Here is a 13,586-nt window from a genome sequence, read left to right as displayed (position 1 = left end):
ACATCTCTGCCATGCGTGCGGAGATCATCAAGGCAATACGGACCTGCATGCCCATCGCCGTGGGGGTGGTGCCGCTGGGCCTCGCCTTCGGCGTGCTCATGGTTCAGACCGGTTTCGACTGGTGGTGGACCCCCATCTTTTCCATCGTTATTTACGCCGGCTCGATGGAATTCCTCGCCATTTCCATGGTGACCGGTGGCGTGACGCCCGCCGTTTCCGCGCTGACGGGTTTCATGGTGAACTTCCGCCACATCTTCTATGGGTTGACCTTTCCACGCGATGAGATTCGGAATCGTTTCGGCCGCGCCTATTCCACGTACGCGCTGACCGACGAATCCTATGCCGTCCTCTCCGCCCTTCCCCGCGGTTCGCGCCCGAGCGGTGCATTTGTCTTCACCGTGCAGCTTTTCTGCCAGGTGCTGTGGGTTGTTTCGGGCATCATTGGTGCGCTGGCCGGCCAGGCTATTCCGCCCTCGGTGAAGGGCCTGGATTTCGCCCTCGTCGCCTTGTTCATCGTCCTGGCGATTGACTCCTTCCAGAACAACAAGGACTACTCGCTTCCCCTGTCCGCGGCGGTCCTGGGCGTCCTCGCGGGATTCCTTTTCCCCGATCAGCTACTCATGGTGGCGCTGAGTGCCTACTTCCTGCTCTTGGTGGTGCGCTACTTTTCCCCGCGTATCGATAGCGCGATGATTCTACGGAGGGAGCCGTCTTGCCAGTCGGAGTAACCCTAGGGAGCATCCTCGCAGTTTTGATTCCTGTGGGGGTAGTGACCGTTCTTTTGCGTTGGCTGCCTTTCGGATTCGTCAAAGCGCTTAAAGGAAGCCAGTTCATCAGCATGCTGGGGTTCACTATGCCCGTGGGTGTGATGACTGTTCTGGTGGTCTATACCTTGTTTAGTCAGACTCAAGACACGGGAAGCGTGGTGGCTCCCCTCGTCGGTGCAGCGGCTACTGCCGTGCTGCACCTCTGGCGCCGCAATTCCGGCTTGTCCATCTTTGGTGGAACGGCCGTGTACATGGTGTTGGTGAACTTGGTGCTTTAAAAGTCGCCGTACAGGGCGATGGCCTCTGTCCACAGGGAGTGGAACTGGAAGGCGTCGATAAGCTCGGCGTCGATGTCGGGGAACTTATCGTAGGTATCGGGGTGTGGCACTACTTGCTGGGGGATGTTGGCATCACCCACGGAGGCGGTCGGGGTTGCGGCGCCGACGATGGCGTCATTCGGCGCGAGCGCGATCATGCGCAGCATCGAGCAGGCTTCCCCGTTAATCTCCTCAAGTTCTGCGATATGGATGGCGGTGCCGACCTCTGGGACAGTCATGGTGGTGCGAACGTAAAGCTTTTTCATGTGCTCTCACTCTACCCGCGCGTAGCGAGCCGCCATAGACGCGCAAATCATAAGCTGCACTTGGTGGTAGATCATGAGCGGGAGGATGAGCAGCCCCAGAGAGGTACCGCCAGAGGCAAAGATGACCGATGCCATGGGAAGGCCCGTGGCCAAGGACTTTTTCGAACCGCAGAACTGGATGGCGATGGTGTCTTCTCGGTCGAAGCCCAGCTTTCTGCTCACCACTTTGGTCAGCCAGAGCATGAAGAAGACGAACACAGTTGAGAATGCAATCTGGAAAAGGATCTGCCAGACGCTAATCGACGCCCATATCCCGTCCACCATTCCCTTTGAAAAGGCGGCATACACCACCATCGCGATGGAGCCGCGGTCTACTACTTTCGTGGCTTTACTGGCTGCGAAATTCCCTACCCATTTTCTAGTAAGTTGGCCGAGCACGAAGGGAAGGAGCAGGAGGATTGAGATCTCAAGGAATACTGAGCCATCGATGTGGATCCCGTCGCCGGCACCCATGAGCGCCATGACCAGTAGGGGCGTGAGGAAGACGCCGGCCAGATTCGATGCGGACGCGGAGACAATTGCGCCGGGAACGTTTCCGCGGGCGATTGACGTGAAGGCCACCGAAGACTGCACTGTGGACGGCACGAGCGTCAGGTAAAGGATTCCCAAGTAGAGGTCGGTCGGGATGAAGGAGGTGAGTGGCCGGAGAACAAGGCCGATGACTGGGTAAACCACGAAGGTGAATACCAGAATGGTCAGGTGAAGCTTCCAATGCTTGATGCCGTTGATGGCTTCGCGCGTTGAGAGTCGCGCGCCGTAGAGGAAGAAGAGGAGAGCGATTCCGATGTTGGTGAGGACATCGAAGCTTTCCGCAAAACTCCCCCGCGCGGGGAAAACGATCGCGAGCGTGACGGCGCAGAGGATGAGGACAATGAGGGGGTCGAGTCTTTTCAGGCGCTCAAGCATATAAGAGAGTGTAGACCCGCACCCACTGTTTCACGTGAAACACCGCTTTAGCCTCGTGAGGCCGCGGGGATTGTCCTAGGCGGTGACGTTCTTGATTGTTCCGCCGTTGGTTTCCACGCCATATTCCGTGAGCGGCTTGGGGCTGGGGCCGCCGGTGACCTCGCCATTACTGAGATCAAAGCTGGAGTAGTGGCTCGTGCAGGTGGCGGTCATGCCCTCAATTTTCGTAATGAGGGAGCCCTGGTGCGGGCAAGTTTGCGAATATGCCTTGAATTCGCCCTCGGTAGGTTGTGCGAAGATCACCTTGTCCACAATGATGGCTGAGCCAACGGGGATTTCCGTGGCAGCGATCTCCGCCGAGGGCTCCTTGCCGCAAGCAGCGAGGTAAGCTCCGGCAAAGGTTGTGGCGGTACCAAGCAGGAAGAGGCGGCGCGAACACGTAGTCATGTGGTTTACTCTATCTGATTCCCCGCCTTTGGTGGGGACCGTGTTGAATTGCTAGCTGAGATTGCCATCCCACAAGGGCAGCTCTTCTTCCCTACTGCCGCTGAAATCGTAGGCGCCGTAGGTTGTGCCGACATCGCTATAGATGGTTCCAGCTACGTTGCGCACGCCGCGGCTATCGCCTGCGAACGCATAGGTCGCTCCCGCGCCAAGAATGGTGAAACTGAACGCAGCTGCAGCGATGATTTTAAGCGCGCGAATATTCTTCCTCTTGTTCATGGGATCCATGGTGCGCCGTCGATAGTGAACATTCACTGTGCCGCGCCATCCTTCCATTGAGTTGGTGCGTGGTTCCCAGTGCGGACACAGGATAATTAAAAAGGTCACGCCAACAGTAGAGTTTCCCACTGTTGGCGTGACCAAGTATTAATTTAGTTGTTACGAAATGGGGGAAACGTCATTACGCGTACCTATTACGTCACTGTGCCATAATGACAGTGCTAGTCATTGTTCACGTTGTCGGCACGTTCCGCAGCTGCGCGGGCCGCGGAGACGTCGACTGTCGGCGCTTCTCCCCCGCACCCGCCATCGCCGCAGTTGCAGGAATCACCACAACCCTCATCCTCCTTGTGTGCCTGGTCCCACAGGTAGGCTGCGCGGGCACCCATGTTGGAACCGATGGAGAGCGCGAGGATCGCTACGACGAACGTGAGTGCAGGAATCAGCCACATCCATCCCTCGGCGCGCAGTGCGATGATGCCGCCGAATACTAAAGCGACGCCGCCCAAGAACCAGAACGGGCCCGCGACAGCGTGGGCGTTATCCCAGGCTTCTTTAGATTTGCGGATCTCGGCCAGGCGTAAACCAACGACGCTATTTCCAGGAAGCTTACGGAGCGTGGCAAGGCCGCCGACGATAATAAGTACCGCGGCCAAGATGAGGAAAATGATTCCGACTACGAGCATGCCCCTTAGTCTATCCCGCTTCCTAGCTGGCGAGAAAGCCAGTTCAAATTATTCGCATCCTGCTGTATTATACATTTCGTGTCGCTTGGTAGATATTAATGTACTTATCATCGAGCGAGAAAACCGACGTGGTAGCAACCATAGAAAAGACTCAATCATGACATTTAAGAGTGTTCTCAACTCTCTGTTGTTCAAGGTTATCGTCGCGATAGTTTTGGGCATCATCGTTAGCCAGTTTGCCCCAGAGTGGTTTGGCAGGGCTTTCGCCACATATAACGGCCTGTTCTCAAACTTCCTCGGCTTCTTCATCCCCATTCTTATTCTTGCGCTCGTGGCTCCGGCAATTGCCGGCCTCGGGCGGGGTGCCGGCAAGTGGCTGGGCATTACTGCAGGAATTGCCTATGGCTCAACCATCGTGGCGGGCCTTGTTGCGTATGGTCTGACCCAGGCCCTGTACCCCACTTTGCTGGCTGGGCAAACGCTCAATACCGAGGTATCCGACATCGATGCTGGTGCACTCGAGCCCTATTTCACTGTTGAGATGCCAGCACCATTTGAGGTGATGACGGCCCTACTTCTGTCCTTCTGCATTGGCGTGGCCATGACCACTGTGAAATCCGACAATCTCTATGCGATTACCAAGGAATTCGAAAACGTTGTCATCAAGGTGATCTGGGGCTTCGTTATCCCACTTCTGCCGATCTACATTTTCGGTATGTTCCTCTCGCTGGGCATGAACGGAAACATCGGCACGGTTCTGATCGCCTTCACGAAGGTACTCTTACTCGCAGTTGTGATGACCTTGGTTTACCTTGTGCTCCAATACGTCATTGCTGGTGCCATCGCAGGTAAGAATCCGTTCAGCGCTTTGAAGAACATGGCACCGGCCTACTTCACGGCGCTGGGTACATCCTCCTCGGCGGCTACGATTCCGGTTACCTTGGATGCCACTTTGAAGAATGGGATTTCCAAGCCTGTTGCTGGCTTCGTTATCCCCCTTTGCGCGACCATTCACCTCTCCGGTTCGATGATCAAGCTGACTCTATATGCCTTTGCGATCGTGTTCATGGCTGACGGTATGGAAGCTGATTTGGGTAAGGCTCTCGGATTCATTCTTCTTCTTGGCATTATGATGATCGCTGCCCCTGGCGTTCCGGGTGGTGCTGTGATGGTCGCTGTGGGTCTGTTGCAGGCCAATATGGGCTTCGATGATTCGATGGTGGCATTGATGATTGCTGCCTACATTGCCATCGACTCTGTTGGTACTGCTGCGAACGTTACTGGCGACGGCGCTATTGCGATGATCGTTGACCGCTTCGCACGGGACAAGATCGAAGGCTTGGAAGCTGAAGTTGACTCCTCTGCCGCCAACGAGGAGGCCGCCACAGCCTAAGTTTCACGTGAAACGCTGATAGCTTCCCTCTCCCCTAGCCCGCTTCACTTCGGTGGTCTATTTACCGAGACCAACCTTCTGGAACGCGGGCTCTGGGAGGGGGACTTTTGTTTGCCCGAATAGTTCCTTCGCTAGTTGCGCAACCGCCTTCCGTGACTGGGGAGCCCTCGGTGGAAAGATTTTAGTTAACCCTTGCGGGCTCTCGTTCGAACAGGTATTCTATAGGTGGGCGTGGGGACGTCATTGTTCGGCTAGTTTAGGGGGTGCAACTACCCATGGGAACCACAACAAACTCTTCAACGTCAATACCTACCGCGTACTTCTCTCACTCAAACCCGCACGATCCTGATTGCAAGGCGGGCCAACTGATGCGGAGAATAGAGTACGAGTTTTGGTCCAGTGTCCAACCACCGCTCGATGCAGACTCAGGTACTGCCTTCATGCGCATTGGGCAAAAGACAGGAAAGTCTCTTGCCCATGTGGCGCGGAATGTTATGGGACTCATTCGTCTCAATGAGTTGCCGAAGGTAAAGGCTTTGCAAGACGCTGAGTTCTTGCTTGACATGCAGGCCTTGGTCGCTATCGATCAAGTAATGGCAAAGCTCGGAAACCCTATTTCATCAGTTGTTGCCGAGATTGATAGTCAATTGGCGGCGTGGTTAACGCCGACTAAGCCGAACCAACTTTTCCCAAGCGCAGATAAGATCCGGCGCAAGGTGCGTGACATTGCGAAGGTCTTAGATGATTCAATCGCCTTCCGAGACAGTCGGAGGAAGAATCGCTACTCGCTCCTCACTCGCGGAGAGCGTGCCTCGATTGAACTTGAGGTAGACAGCAATGTCGGCATCGTCATCCACGAAACCATCAAGTTGGCCGCTAAAGAGCACGACGTCTCAATGGCGGATGCCTTGATCCTCCTCATTACGGGCAAAATCAAACCTGAGGTAGGAAAGGTGGTCGTGCATGAATACAAAGCCACGGATGTGGAAGGAGCCCCAGTTTACGTCCAAGGACATGGATGGGCCGGCGAAGGAGTCCCGGCGTCGAAGACAGTGGCGCGCGACTTTAGTGATGCTCCAGAACCGTGCAAGGGTTACCAGCCTTCAGATGTCACACGAAAGTATGTCGAGGGGCGCGACGGGACTTGTCGCGCCCCCGGCTGTAATCGTCCAGCATGGACTTGCCAATTGGACCATCGGATCAACTATTCCGATGGTGGCCAGACGCATGCATCCAATTTGGTTGCTCTTTGCCAGCACCACCACAACATGAAAACTGATGGGCGGGCCTTCTATATCCTAGACCCAGTTACCGGTGACGTTGTGTGGTTGTTTGAGGACGGAACCTGGGCGGTGACCGAGGCAACTGGCCCCCTGGCTCCGGCGTCAAAGGTGTGGGCGCGAACCATTGCGGAGGATGTCATTTCTCACCGTCGGAAGATGCACGAAGAAGCAAAAGCCTTGAAGGTGGAGCTGGACGGCGGTGAAATGGTCGAAATATTCGACAGGACGGACCCAGCAGATCGTTACTCGAGTGGGCACGAGGATATCCCCTTCTAGGGGTCTAGGGTCGGAAGTTGTTAGGAACGCACGGGGAAGTGAGGAGGCATCTGGAGGGACATGGATTAGGCTCCACGGGTTGTTACCTATTTCGACGTCGGTAGTCATCAGGTTAGCGCACGCGGACAGTGCGTAGTTTCACGTGAAACGGCCCCTTCCATCGCGATGCGCGGCGGCGGACGAGGTGATGGAAGAGGCCGAGGTGAGTTGACTAGTCTGGGGCGCTCCTAGTCATGGTTGCCCGAAAAGGCGTCCAGAAGGGTGCCTAGAAAGCTTGTTTAGGATTCCGTATGTTTGGTAGCGGCCTTCATCTTGGAGACAAAGTCGGTGACCGCAGTGGCGAGCCCGTCGGCGGGGCGGCCTTCTTCGTCGAGGTGGGCGTCGACAATCTTCGTTAAAGCGGAACCGGTGATTGCACCAGCTGCGCCGGCGGCGATTGCGTCGGCGACGTGCTGAGGCGTCGAGATACCGAACCCAAGAAGAATCGGCGCTCCACCGAAGCGCTTCACGTTATTCACCACTTCATCGAGCCCGCGGGTTTCTGACTCCTTCTCGGTGCCAGTGACGCCGTCGCGCGAGATAGCGTAGATATATCCCTTGGAGTACTGAGCCACTCCCTGGAGAGTCTGTTCAGATGCTTGAGCCGGGGCGATAAAGATTGGGTCAATTCCGGCTTTTTCGGCGGCGGCGACGAAAGGTGCGCCTTCGCGAACGGGGACGTCGGGAAGCAAGATGCTATCGGCACCCGCTTCCTGGAACTCGGAGTAGAAGGTCTCTAGCCCGCGAGTGAAGGGAACGTTTCCGTAGATGAGCATGCCGATTGGTAGGTCGGGGAATTCGCTTCGGATGCGGCGGATTTGTTCGATCGCGGAGTCGACCGTCGCGCCGCCTGCAAGTGCGCGGATATGGGAGGCCTGAATGGTGGGGCCGTCGGCGACCGGATCGGAGAAGGGGACGCCGAGCTCGAGCGCATCGGCACCACCGGCGACAGCGGCGCGAACAATGGCGAGAGCGGTGTCTGGGCTGGGATCGCTCAGCATGATGAAGGGGACAAATGCCCCTTCCTTGCGGGCGGCGAGGCTGGAGAAAAGTTTCTCGTAGCGGCTCATTACTTGTCCTCCGTGATCTGGAATTCGGGGTGCGCGTCGAGGGTGCTGCGAACGTGGTCGATGTCCTTGTCACCGCGGCCAGAAAGGGAAACGAGAATGGTGATGTCCTCATCTTTGCGCTTGAGTGCATAGGCAAGGGCATGCGAGGATTCGAGAGCTGGGATGATGCCCTCCCGGCGGCTGAGAATCTGGAAGGCTTCGAGTGCTTCGGCGTCGGTGATGCCGACATAAGTGGCTCGGCCGGTCTGTGCGAGGTGGGCGTGTTGTGGGCCTACACCCGGGTAGTCGAGGCCGGCAGAAATAGAATAGGATTCCTCAACTTGCCCGTCAGCATTGCGCATGAGGTAGGAGCGGGCACCGTGGAGGATGCCAATGGTGCCGTTGTTGATCGTGGCGCCATGGTGGCCGGAGTCTAGGCCCTCTCCCCCAGGCTCGGCACCGACGAGTTCGACTGATTCCTCGTCGATGAAATCCGCAAACATGCCAATGGCATTGGAGCCGCCGCCGACGCAGGCGACGACCACGTCGGGGAGCCCGCCAGTGCGCTCCAGCATTTGGGCCTTGGCTTCTTCAGAAATGACTTTGTGGAATTCTCGAACAATCGTCGGGAAGGGGTGAGGGCCGGCCGCGGTGCCTAGGAGGTAGTGAGACTCGTGGAACGTCGCGGTCCAGTCACGGAGAGCTTCGTTGACAGCATCCTTGAGGGTTCCTGAGCCGGAATCCACGGGCACCACCTTGGCGCCCATGAGTTCCATGCGGTAGACATTGGGCTGCTGCCTCTCGACATCCTTTGCGCCCATGTAGATCACGCAGTCGAGGTCAAGCAGCGCACAAGCGAGGGCGGTCGCCGTGCCATGCTGGCCGGCGCCGGTCTCCGCGATAATACGGGTCTTGCCCATTCGCTTGGCCAAGAGCGCTTGGCCGACTACCTGGTTGGTCTTGTGAGCGCCGCCGTGCACGAGGTCCTCACGCTTAAGGAAGATGCGTGCCTTTCCGCCAAGCTTGGTCGCTTCGGTGAGAGGCGTAGGGCGGCCCAGATAGTCCCGTAGGTAGCCGGCAAGTTCCTCGCGGAAGGCCGGATCATTCTGGGCGTCGACAAAGGCTTGCTCGAGCTGGTCGAGTGCTGGAATGAGTGATTCGGGAACAAATTGTCCGCCAAACTCACCGAAGTAGGCGGGAAGAATGGTCTCCCTGGTGTTCTGATCGTTGGTCATGATTGTCCTTTTGTCTCGGGCTGTTGCTAGGGCTCGGGTTGGGAATTAATACGTAAAGTGACGAATAGTATGGAAGGCCTGGGCGATGAGCGCACTGTCCTTTCGACCGTTGACTTCGACTCCTGAGTTAATGTCCAATCCGGCGGTGCCGACGCGAAGAGCCTCGGTGAGGTTCTCTGGATTCAGGCCCCCAGCGAGAAGTGACTTTGCCTTGACCTCGTCCGGGACAGACGTCCAGTCGAAGGAGGTGCCGGTGCCCCCGGTGCCGGAGTCGAGGATGAGGAGGTCGACGGCGTCGGCAAGCGCGGAGGCAAGGGCCGGGCCGTGGGGTGCCGTCATGTCGATGGCGCGCCACACCTGGCGCTCCCCCGCTGCTGCGCGTACGGACTCAATGAGTTCGAGCTCGGCCTTCGTGCTCCCCTGGTATGGCGCGTGGATTTGCAGGGCGGAAATACCGTCGAGGGCCAGTTCCTCCCAACCGGTAGTGCGGCGTGAGACCGCGACATAGTTAAGGTCGGGCTCATGAGCGATGATATCGAGCGCGGTTTCACGTGAAACATTGCGCGGCGATGCCTCTTCGAAGATGAGACCACCGTAGACCGCACCGGCGGCGCGGGCGGCTTGGGCCGCAGACCACGAGGTGAGGCCGCAAACTTTGTTGTGGCCATAGACAAGCTCACGGGCGGCGCGGTCGATGTCAGGTGTGCCGGTGAGCTGCGAGCCAACGAGGAAAGCATTGGCGTGAGAACCCAGGCGGCGAACGGTTTGGTTGTCGCGGATACCGGACTCCGAGACGATGACCTTGCCAGACGGCACGTGGTGCGAAAGGCGCTCGGAGCGAGTGAGATCGATGCTGAGGTCGTGGAGGTTTCGGTTATTGATTCCGATCACGTCAATGCCGAAGGCAGTGGCGCGGGCGACTTCCTTCTCGGTGATGGCTTCGGTAAGGACATCAAGTCCAAGGGAATCCGCGAGCTGCTTGAGTTCCGCGTAAGTCTTGTCATCGACGATCGACATCATGAGCAAAATAGCGTCAGCGCCGAAATAACGCGCGGCATAAATCTGGATCGGGTCAACGATGAAGTCCTTGCACAGCACCGGCAGGTGCGTCGACAGCGCTACGGTCTGCATGTGGTCATAGTCGCCGCCGAAGCGATCAGGCTCGCAGAGGACGGAGATAGCCGAGGCATAACGCGAGTAGACGCGAGCGATGGCCCCAGGCTCATAATGTTCCCGAATGAGCCCGAGCGATGGCGAGGCGGACTTGCACTCCATGATGAAACGGTTGGTGCCGTTGAGCGCATCGTAGAAGGAACGTTCTGAGCGCGGGAGGGCAGCGAGATCCACGTGTGCCAGGCGCTCACGGATGGCGGGCAGGTGCGTGCGGCGCTTGGCGACGATCCCCTCAAGCACGGTCGGCAGAGCCATAGTTCGCCTCCTCGTGCTTCTTCAGCCATGCAGCCACGGTGCCATCCTTGATGAGCTGGTCAGCATGCACAACGCCCTCGTGAATGGAGCCGGTAGTGCCATTGAGGTAGAACATCGCGCCGGCGGTCGCGGCGATCGCATCATGGTGGGCGGGCTTGCCGGTGCCGGCGAAGACGGCGCGCAGGGCCTCGGCGTTTTCCTTGCCATTGCCGCCGGCGAGGTCAGTTAGCTCGTGGCGGGAAATGTCCAGGTCCTCCGGGGTGAGCTCGTAGTGGGTTATGGTGCCGTCGCGAAGCTCCCAGACCTGGGTGGTGCCGTGGACAGCGATCTCATCGGTGCCGGCGCCGTGGACGACGAGCGCGCGTGTGCGGCCAAGATCCTTGAACACCTCAGCAATGAGCTGACCCTGTTCGGGGTTGGCGATGCCCATGATCTGGAACTCCGGGCGGCCCGGGCTGAGCAGCGGGCCCATGGTGTTGAAGAGGGTCGAAATCCCGAGTCCTTTGCGCACCGGTTGCGCGTGGGCAACCGCCGGGTTATAAGCCGGCGCAAAGAGGAACGTGAAATTCGAGGCCTCGAGCTGGCGGACCGCGCGGTCCGGATCGAGATCAAGCGGAATACCGAGGGCCTCGAGGACGTCGGCTGAGCCAGACTTGGAAGAGACAGAGCGGTTGCCGTGCTTGACCATCTTGACCCCACCGGCGGAGGCGACGAGGGAAGCGCCGGTGGTGACGTTGATGGTGTTAGCGCCATCGCCGCCGGTTCCCGCGGTGTCCATGAGCCCCTCGCCGGTGACCGGGAAGGGGCGGCCGGCGTTGAGGAAGGCGCGGGCCGCGCCGGCGACATCGGCGAAGGTCTCCCCGCGGGTGCGGATGTGGGTAAGGAGGGCGGCGATATGGATGTCGTCGTACTCCCCCACCGTCAGTGGGGTGAAAACCTCGATAGCCTGCTCGAGGGTCGGCTCGGAGATATCGAGGAATGCCTGCAGCGTCTTTAGTGCTTTATTGTCTGTCATTACTTGATTGCCTCCATAGTAGGTTGAGTAGAAAGTTGTTTGATGCAGCGTTCGATCATGATTGGTCCCGTCGGAGTGAGCACCGACTCCGGGTGAAACTGCAGGCCGAGGGCCATACCGTCGAGAGTTTCCGCCGCCATCGTGACAGGGCCGATGTCGGTCTCCGTCTCCGCGAGGCTGCGCATCTGGGCGGGAATGCGAGCACAGCCCAAGGAGTGATACCGCGCAACGGGGACGAGGCGGCCCACGTAATCCGGGTTATCTGGCTCGGAATCAGTAGTAAGCCCTTGGAAGAGTGGGTGCTTCGCGCCAGCGTCGGTCAGCGTCATGGGCACAGAAGAACCGTGTACCGGCCCGCAGGCTTCGACCGTGCCGCCGAAATGCTCGAGCAGCGCCTGAAAGCCCAGGCAGATGCCGAGGATGGGGATGCGGCCGAGGGAGGCGTCGATAAGCTGCATCATCGATCCGGCGTCGCGGGGATGGCCCGGCCCCGGCGAGAGGATGATGATGTCGGGCTCGGCGGCGAGGACCTCCTCCACCGGCACGGTGTTGCGGAAGACGGTGGTGTTATAGCCGGCGAGAGAATCGACGAGGTTATAGACGAAGGAATCGTGGTTATCGATGAGGACGACGTGCGGATTCATCGGATGACCTCCAGAGATGCGTTGTGTGCCTGGGCGATGGCGTTGAGCACCGCGTAGGCCTTATGGACCGTTTCATCGGCCTCGGATTGTGGGACGGAATCGCGCACGACGCCCGCGCCGGCCTGGACGACGGCCGTGCCATCCTTGACATAGGCGGAACGGATAACGATGCAGTTATCCATCGAGCCATCGCCGCGCAGGTAGCCGATTGCTCCGCCGAAGGAGCCGCGGCGAGTACCTTCGGTTTCGCGGATGAGCTCCATGGCGCGCAGCTTCGGAGCGCCGGTGAGCGTGCCCATATTCATGCAGGCTCGGTAGGCGTCGAGGGCGTCGAAATCCTCGTGCAGCGTGGCGACGACCCGGGAAACCAGGTGCATGACGCGCGAGTAGCGGTCCACCTGGAGCAGGTCGGCGACCTTTCGGGTGCCGGGGACGGCGACGCGGGCGAGGTCGTTGCGGGCTAAGTCCACGAGCATGATGTGCTCCGAGACTTCTTTGGAGTCGGTGCGCATCTCCAGTTCATTGCGGATATCCAGCTCGTGAGTGGCACCGCGCGGTCGAGTGCCGGCCACCGGATAGAGCTGTACCTGCCGGTCAGAGGCCGTGTACTTGAGGTTGGATTCCGGAGAGGCACCGAAGAGCTCGTGGTCGGCACCGCGCACGTAGAACATGTACGGCGAGGGGTTGGTCTCACGCAACGTGCGGTAGGCGGCAAAAGCATCGGGGCACTCGAGGCTAAAGGCGCGGGAAGGAACGACCTGATAGATATCGCCCGCATGGACGTTGCCCTGGAGGCGCTCGACGTGGCGGCGGAAAGCAGCGTCATCAATCGAGGCGTGGGTGCTGATGGTCTCGCGCGGTGCCGGGGCCTCTGGGGTGATGGGCTCGGTGGCGGCGGCCCGGTCGAGCTCCTCTTCGAGGGCGTGCTTGTCGACGCCCCACCCCTCAATCTTTGCCGTCTGCGTCAGGTGGTCCACCGTGAGGACGTGCTCGGCTACGAGAAATTCATAGTCGGGGTATTCGTTAGGGCCATCAGGAATCGGCGGCAGTGCCTCGAAGGTATCGACGTAGTCGAAGGCGAATCCCCCACCAAGGAAAGGTAGCGATTCGCCGGAATAGAGCTGGCTAAACTGCAGCGTGCGAAGGATATCCGCGGTTGAGGTGGCGCGGAGGCGGGCGCGCTCATCGTGCTCGGTTGAGAGCTCAAAGCTAAAGGTGGCGGTCTCCTCACCGTTCTGCCTCATCCTGGAGCGGAAGTCCTGACGAAGCTCATCTAAGAGTAGGTGACCGGCTGGCGTTAAGGCCGTTGCGGTGACCTCCTGGCCACGGCATACGACCTTGAGTGCTGCCTTGGTGATGGCGATGCAGGTGAGGTTCTTCTTGGACTCGATGTCCGCGGATTCTAAGAGCAGGGAATCCTGCGGTGTGGCGAGGGCATAAAAGAGCGCGCTGGCGTCGGGTGTGTACCTGACCTCGCGTTTGGCTGTAAACGGCATACT

At 58.9% G+C, this 13,586-nt stretch carries 15 protein-coding genes; 4 read left to right on the top strand and 11 right to left on the bottom strand.

Going from position 1 to position 13,586, the window contains the following annotated elements:
- Nucleotides 1-11 precede the first annotated feature (11 nt).
- Nucleotides 12-728: an AzlC family ABC transporter permease gene (locus HMPREF2537_RS01265; protein WP_070524919.1), complete on the top strand. Its 717-nt coding sequence runs from the start codon at nucleotides 12-14 to the stop codon at nucleotides 726-728.
- Entirely contained in the window at nucleotides 713-1,045 is a 333-nt protein-coding gene (locus tag HMPREF2537_RS01260) for a branched-chain amino acid transporter permease (protein ID WP_070524917.1), read from the top strand. The genes HMPREF2537_RS01265 and HMPREF2537_RS01260 overlap by 16 nt, the downstream gene beginning before the upstream one ends.
- On the opposite strand, the gene HMPREF2537_RS01255 is transcribed toward HMPREF2537_RS01260, so the two are convergent.
- From HMPREF2537_RS01255 to HMPREF2537_RS01235, 5 genes are all read right to left on the bottom strand, one after another.
- The gene (locus tag HMPREF2537_RS01255; protein ID WP_070524915.1) at nucleotides 1,042-1,350 is read right to left on the bottom strand and encodes a hypothetical protein; all 309 of its coding nucleotides are present in this window, start codon (nucleotides 1,348-1,350) and stop codon (nucleotides 1,042-1,044) included. The genes HMPREF2537_RS01260 and HMPREF2537_RS01255 overlap by 4 nt on opposite strands.
- Before the next feature lie 6 nt (nucleotides 1,351-1,356).
- Nucleotides 1,357-2,316, bottom strand: coding sequence for a bile acid:sodium symporter family protein (locus tag HMPREF2537_RS01250; protein WP_070524913.1), 960 nt, complete (start codon nucleotides 2,314-2,316; stop codon nucleotides 1,357-1,359).
- Nucleotides 2,317-2,391: 75 nt separating this feature from the next.
- Complete coding sequence (locus HMPREF2537_RS01245; protein WP_070524911.1) at nucleotides 2,392-2,763, bottom strand: Rieske (2Fe-2S) protein; 372 nt, start codon at nucleotides 2,761-2,763, stop codon at nucleotides 2,392-2,394.
- A 51-nt stretch (nucleotides 2,764-2,814) separates the two neighbouring features.
- Nucleotides 2,815-3,039 carry a hypothetical protein gene (locus tag HMPREF2537_RS01240; protein ID WP_070524909.1) on the bottom strand — a complete coding sequence of 75 codons (225 nt, stop codon included), beginning with the start codon at nucleotides 3,037-3,039 and terminating at the stop codon, nucleotides 2,815-2,817.
- Between the two features lie 221 nt (nucleotides 3,040-3,260).
- Nucleotides 3,261-3,725, bottom strand: coding sequence for an SdpI family protein (locus HMPREF2537_RS01235; protein WP_070524908.1), 465 nt, complete (start codon nucleotides 3,723-3,725; stop codon nucleotides 3,261-3,263).
- Nucleotides 3,726-3,882: 157 nt separating this feature from the next.
- Between HMPREF2537_RS01235 and HMPREF2537_RS01230 the strand changes: the two genes are divergently transcribed.
- Both HMPREF2537_RS01230 and HMPREF2537_RS01225 read left to right on the top strand, forming a co-directional pair.
- Complete coding sequence (locus HMPREF2537_RS01230) at nucleotides 3,883-5,118, top strand: dicarboxylate/amino acid:cation symporter (RefSeq protein ID WP_070524906.1); 1,236 nt, start codon at nucleotides 3,883-3,885, stop codon at nucleotides 5,116-5,118.
- Between the two features lie 440 nt (nucleotides 5,119-5,558).
- Nucleotides 5,559-6,677: an HNH endonuclease signature motif containing protein gene (locus HMPREF2537_RS01225; protein WP_246818763.1), complete on the top strand. Its 1,119-nt coding sequence runs from the start codon at nucleotides 5,559-5,561 to the stop codon at nucleotides 6,675-6,677.
- A 278-nt stretch (nucleotides 6,678-6,955) separates the two neighbouring features.
- Here HMPREF2537_RS01225 and trpA read toward each other — a convergent pair whose 3' ends face one another.
- The 6 genes from trpA to HMPREF2537_RS01195 are packed head-to-tail and all read right to left on the bottom strand — an operon-like array spanning nucleotide 6,956 to nucleotide 13,583.
- The gene (trpA, locus tag HMPREF2537_RS01220; protein ID WP_070524904.1) at nucleotides 6,956-7,786 is read right to left on the bottom strand and encodes a tryptophan synthase subunit alpha; all 831 of its coding nucleotides are present in this window, start codon (nucleotides 7,784-7,786) and stop codon (nucleotides 6,956-6,958) included.
- Nucleotides 7,786-9,000 (bottom strand): tryptophan synthase subunit beta, encoded by a 1,215-nt coding sequence (gene trpB / locus HMPREF2537_RS01215; RefSeq protein ID WP_070524902.1) that lies wholly within the window; start codon nucleotides 8,998-9,000, stop codon nucleotides 7,786-7,788. The genes trpA and trpB overlap by 1 nt, the downstream gene beginning before the upstream one ends.
- Before the next feature lie 45 nt (nucleotides 9,001-9,045).
- On the bottom strand, nucleotides 9,046-10,428 hold the full coding sequence (gene trpCF, locus HMPREF2537_RS01210; RefSeq protein WP_070524900.1) for a bifunctional indole-3-glycerol-phosphate synthase TrpC/phosphoribosylanthranilate isomerase TrpF: 1,383 nt from the start codon (nucleotides 10,426-10,428) through the stop codon (nucleotides 9,046-9,048).
- Entirely contained in the window at nucleotides 10,406-11,443 is a 1,038-nt protein-coding gene (gene trpD / locus HMPREF2537_RS01205; protein ID WP_070524898.1) for an anthranilate phosphoribosyltransferase, read from the bottom strand. The genes trpCF and trpD overlap by 23 nt, the downstream gene beginning before the upstream one ends.
- Entirely contained in the window at nucleotides 11,443-12,087 is a 645-nt protein-coding gene (locus HMPREF2537_RS01200) for an anthranilate synthase component II (RefSeq protein WP_070524896.1), read from the bottom strand. The genes trpD and HMPREF2537_RS01200 overlap by 1 nt, the downstream gene beginning before the upstream one ends.
- Complete coding sequence (locus HMPREF2537_RS01195) at nucleotides 12,084-13,583, bottom strand: anthranilate synthase component 1 (protein WP_070524894.1); 1,500 nt, start codon at nucleotides 13,581-13,583, stop codon at nucleotides 12,084-12,086. Before HMPREF2537_RS01195 ends, HMPREF2537_RS01200 begins: the two co-directional genes overlap by 4 nt.
- Between the last annotated feature and the right edge of the window lie 3 nt (nucleotides 13,584-13,586).

The sequence above is a fragment of the Corynebacterium sp. HMSC074E01 genome (assembly GCF_001808885.1).
Taxonomy (GTDB): Bacteria; Actinomycetota; Actinomycetes; order Mycobacteriales; family Mycobacteriaceae; genus Corynebacterium.
Note: the sequence above shows the minus strand (reverse complement) of the source record. Positions and strands in the feature narration are given on the sequence as shown.